We start from the raw sequence: 4,306 nt of genomic DNA, 5'->3' as shown, positions 1-4,306 counted from the left end.
TAAAGGATACTGGTTATTGGAGAGTGTTTATGCAGGTGAACGATTCGTCAATGGTATAATTGAAAACAAAAAAGTGTGTCTTGAAAGGAAAGCCGCTTAAATGAATTTACACTCTTATTGACAAAAGCTCACGGCAAAACCATCTGTATCATATTTGCCAAGAAGAGTCGGAGAAGACAGGTTACTGATATCAATTATCAAGAGGCCTGCTAATCCGTCAGCAACATAGGCTTTTGTACCTGAGACATAAACATCAATTGCTGCACCATCTGTATTGTATGAACCAATGAGCGTAGGTTCTGAAGGATTACTGACATCTATTATTAACAGACCTGACCACTCAGTAGATATATATGCAGTGTTGTCCGAGACATAAACCCCATTGGCAGAATCATCTGTTGTATAAGAACCAACAAGCACGGGAGAGGATGGAGTTGATATGTCATAAATCTTTAAGCCATATCCACCTGCCACATAGGCATAATTTTCTGAAACCTTAATATCATTGAATGCCTCGCCAAAAGACCCCAAAGGATTTGATGCTGAAGCAGGAAAATTAAATCCGCAAATAATTGAGAAAACCAGAAACAGAAAAGATATCTTTTTCATAAAAACCCCTCCATGTGTAAATTGTTTTGAATAGCTTTAAACTATAAAAATTTAACTTCAAGTTAAATCTTATGGTCTTTTTGCTTGTTCTCCTGTCTCTGTTTGCTTTTAGGGATATTAGAAGGCATAAACTTTCCCTGTTAAATGTACAAATTCTAAAATCATATAAAAAAAATCATGTCAAGCAAAAATAGCATAGCAGGGGTCATGGAGATATTTTCCTTTATAATTTCCTGCCTGTCTTGTATAATGTCAAAATAGAATTGGCAGGCTCAGACTCCAATGCTCTGAGCAGAAATAAAATAATATGAAATATGCAGTAGAAGTAATTGACCTTGTTAAAAATTACCAGCCGTTAAAAAAATACAAGGATTATTTTATCTCACCTTTTAAAAAAAATATTGTGCCTGCGCTTAAAGGAGTAAATCTTAAGATAGAGGGGGGGGAGTTTTTCGGGCTTTTAGGACCTAACGGAGCAGGGAAGACAACGTTGATAAAAATCCTCGCAACTCTCATACTCCCTACTTCAGGAAAGGCACTTGTCGCAGGATATGATGTTAAGGAAAACGAGAGGCTTGTAAGAAAATCGATAGGATATGTGGTAAGCGAGGAAAGAAGCAGTTTCTGGCGTCTGACAGGAAGGCAGAACCTTGAGTTCTTTGCATCCCTGAATAACCTTAATGGGATTGAGGCAAAGAAAAGGATAGAAGAGCTTCTTGAAATTACAGAACTTAAAAATGATGCTGACAAATATTTCAAGGATTATTCAACCGGGATGAAGCAGAAACTCGGCATTGCGCGGGGAATGCTTACAGACCCGCAGATCTTATTTCTTGATGAACCGACAAAAAGCCTTGACCCTTCCACTGCAAGGCATTTGAGAAATTTTATAAAAAAAGACATCGTTGAGAAGCAGGGGAAAACAGTGTTTTTTGCAACGCATAACCTTGTTGAAGCTGAAAGCCTTTGTGACAGGATTGCAATTATTGACAAGGGAGTGATAAAGGCTTGCGGTTCCCTTTCAGAAATCAGAAGGCTCCTCATAGGAAAGAAAAAGTTCATAATAAAATTTGAGAAAATTGAAGAGCGGGTTGTGGAAAAGCTTAAAAACATAAAATCCATTACAGATATAAAAATTCCTGCTTCATCTTCACAGGATGAGAATGCCTGTGAGATAGAAGTTGATGGAGAGGGAGAGGAGATATCAGAAATTATAAAAGAGCTTTCTCTTCTTGATATAAAACTTCTTTCTTTTTTCCCTGTAATTCCAAGTCTTGAAGAGATATTTTCGCAGGTAACAGAAAAAGGAGAAAAAATTTGATTTTAAGCAAGCCCTTTGCATTTCTTAAGAAGGATTTAATAGAACAGGCAAGCTACAAGTTCAGCTTCATTACGCAGTTTGCAGGGATTTTCTTTTCAACCATTTTGTTTTATTTTATTTCAAAACTCATAGGGAATACGGCATCTGCCTATCTTGCTCCCTATGGCGGCAATTACTTTCCTTTTGTTCTCATAGGTATTGCTTTCTCAAGCTATCTCTCAGTCTCGCTTTCAAGTTTTTCATCTGCAATCTCAGGCGCTCAGATGTCAGGCACGCTTGAAGCCCTTCTTGTTACGCAGACAGAAATTCCTGTAATAATAGTCTGTTCATCTCTCTACAGTTTCCTCCTTACATCACTGCGGGTGGTATTTTATCTTGTCCTTGGGTTTTTACTTTTTGGGGTTGAAATGAGCGGGCACGGGGTTCCAGCCGCAATTTTAATTTTGTTCTTAACAATTATTATTTTTTCAAGCCTTGGAATTATGTCCGCAAGTTTTATAATGGTTATGAAAAAGGGTGACCCTTTTATGTGGGTATTTACAACACTTTCCTGGGCTTTGGGAGGTGTTTATTATCCGGTTAAAATGCTTCCTGACTGGATTGGCAGGTTTTCATATTTTCTTCCAATTACCTACGCAATGGAGGGAGTAAGGCTTGCACTTCTCAAGGGCTATTCCCTGTCGCAGTTAACATTTCAGGTTGGAGTTCTGGTTGCATTTGCTCTAATAATGCTTCCTCTCAGCATCTACCTTTTTATGCTTGCTGTGAGAAAAGCAAAAAGGGACGGAAGCCTGATACACTATTAAGTAGAAGGGTTTGAGGGTTCAAGGAAAATTCAAAATGCAATTGGAATTTATTTGGAATTTGTTATTTGGGATTTGAGCTTTTAAAGCTGAAAGCCTTATGACCTTAGCATCTGTCCTGCTGCTTTGAATCCCTTAACAATGGCATTTTTAAGCCTCAGAAGATAATAAAAGGGAAGAAGCCTCCGGTTTTTTATCTGATATTTTAAAATCATGTATTCTTTTTGAGGGAATATTTCGCCAAGAAGGAGTTTTACCTTTTTTCTTAGCCCCTTTACATTCAGCACTTCTAAAAGATAATCCTTTTCCTGAGGCTTTTCAAAAAATTTTAGCTGTTCTGATGACTTTGGAAGAATCTTTTCAAGAGGAAATATCTGGAGATAACTTTGCGCCTCTTTTAATAGATTCTGTGGGAGAGGAGGATTAAACCATTCTTTTAATGTCAAAATCAATGGGTAGATAGACTCACAAGCCTCATATTCTTTTACAGAAGCCAGAAAATAGTTCCAGTCAAATTCATTCTCATAGGTTTTTACTATTTTATAAATATCATACCACCAGATAAGCCTTGACCTTGCCTTTTCAAAATGGCGTTCCCTCAGATGCAAACAAACATAGATTAGGAGATCCTCAGGAGACATGAGATAGGCTGAAGCTGTGCCGAAGGAGTAAGTTTTTTTCCTCTTCCATATCTTTTCTATATCAAGCTGAATTGCTTCTTTGATTTTTGAATCACAGATTATTAAAAGATTCCAATGGATATCAAAAAAATATTCCTTTTCTCCTTTAATGAAATGAAGCTCGGTCTCAAATTTTTCAAAAGACTTGTTTATCTCGTCTTTAAACTCTTTATGTGCCTTTGACGGGAATATTTTTTCCTGAGCTGCATATCCGCAACTTTTAAAAACAGCCTTTGTAGCCGGAAGGTCAAACTTTTTTACCAGAAGGTCTATATCCTCAAAAGGCCTAAGAGCAATATTTTTATATACTCCTTCTGCCATTGCGCCACCTTTAAGCACAATAGGTTCTACTCCTGTTTCCCTGAGGAGTTTTAAAACCCTTTCAAGCTCAGCAAAATACCGCGTATTCCTGCGGACGTTTGCGTAATAAACTGCCTTAAGGTTTTCTAAGAAATAATCGGGGATGGATTTGAGATTTGCCTCTTTTAAGTTAAAATAGATTAGAGGGGCTATTCCATGATAGGTAGCATCTTCAAGCAAGCCCTTCCAGTCTATTTCTCCATTATCTAAAAAAGCCTTAATCCTTTCCTCTAAAGGAGAGAAAGGGTCTTCTTTAAGAAGGGTTAATAAGAGCTCACGGTTTTTGGAAAAGCTCATTTTTTTTACTCATTGATTCTCTTGATTATCTAATGAAAAAGGAGTTTTTCTATATTTTTAAACTGTCCAATTTCTGGACATTTCTTATTAATATATTTTTCTAATTTTAGATATCTAAATAAAAATATTATTTGTTGTCAATAGATTAGCCTATTATTTTCAGAAAGGGATTAGGGGACGTTTGAAGAGCACCCAGGTTTGCGATGCTCTTTACGCTTATTGCCAGCAAAAAGTAA

General features: G+C 36.9%; 4 protein-coding genes. 2 read left to right on the top strand and 2 right to left on the bottom strand.

Annotated features, from left to right (window positions below; all coding sequences use genetic code 11):
* Positions 1-114: 114 nt before the first annotated feature.
* Positions 115-609 carry a hypothetical protein gene (locus A3H37_07825; GenBank protein ID OGL48953.1) on the bottom strand — a complete coding sequence of 165 codons (495 nt, stop codon included), beginning with the start codon at positions 607-609 and terminating at the stop codon, positions 115-117.
* A 307-nt stretch (positions 610-916) separates the two neighbouring features.
* Here A3H37_07825 and A3H37_07820 point away from each other — a divergent pair, with 307 nt between their 5' ends.
* Positions 917-1,930, top strand: coding sequence for a hypothetical protein (locus A3H37_07820; GenBank protein ID OGL48952.1), 1,014 nt, complete (start codon positions 917-919; stop codon positions 1,928-1,930).
* Positions 1,927-2,736, top strand: a complete 810-nt coding sequence (locus A3H37_07815; protein ID OGL48951.1) for an ABC transporter — start codon at positions 1,927-1,929, stop codon at positions 2,734-2,736. The genes A3H37_07820 and A3H37_07815 overlap by 4 nt, the downstream gene beginning before the upstream one ends.
* A gap of 95 nt (positions 2,737-2,831) precedes the next feature.
* Here the strand turns inward: A3H37_07815 and A3H37_07810 are convergent, their stop codons facing one another.
* Positions 2,832-4,070: a hypothetical protein gene (locus A3H37_07810; protein ID OGL48950.1), complete on the bottom strand. Its 1,239-nt coding sequence runs from the start codon at positions 4,068-4,070 to the stop codon at positions 2,832-2,834.
* Between the last annotated feature and the right edge of the window lie 236 nt (positions 4,071-4,306).

It is taken from the genome of Candidatus Schekmanbacteria bacterium RIFCSPLOWO2_02_FULL_38_14 (assembly GCA_001790855.1).
In the GTDB taxonomy this organism is placed as follows: Bacteria; Schekmanbacteria; GWA2-38-11; order GWA2-38-11; family GWA2-38-11; genus 2-02-FULL-38-14-A.
The sequence above is the reverse complement of the archived record's forward strand: the minus strand, read 5'-3'. Positions and strand labels throughout refer to the sequence as shown.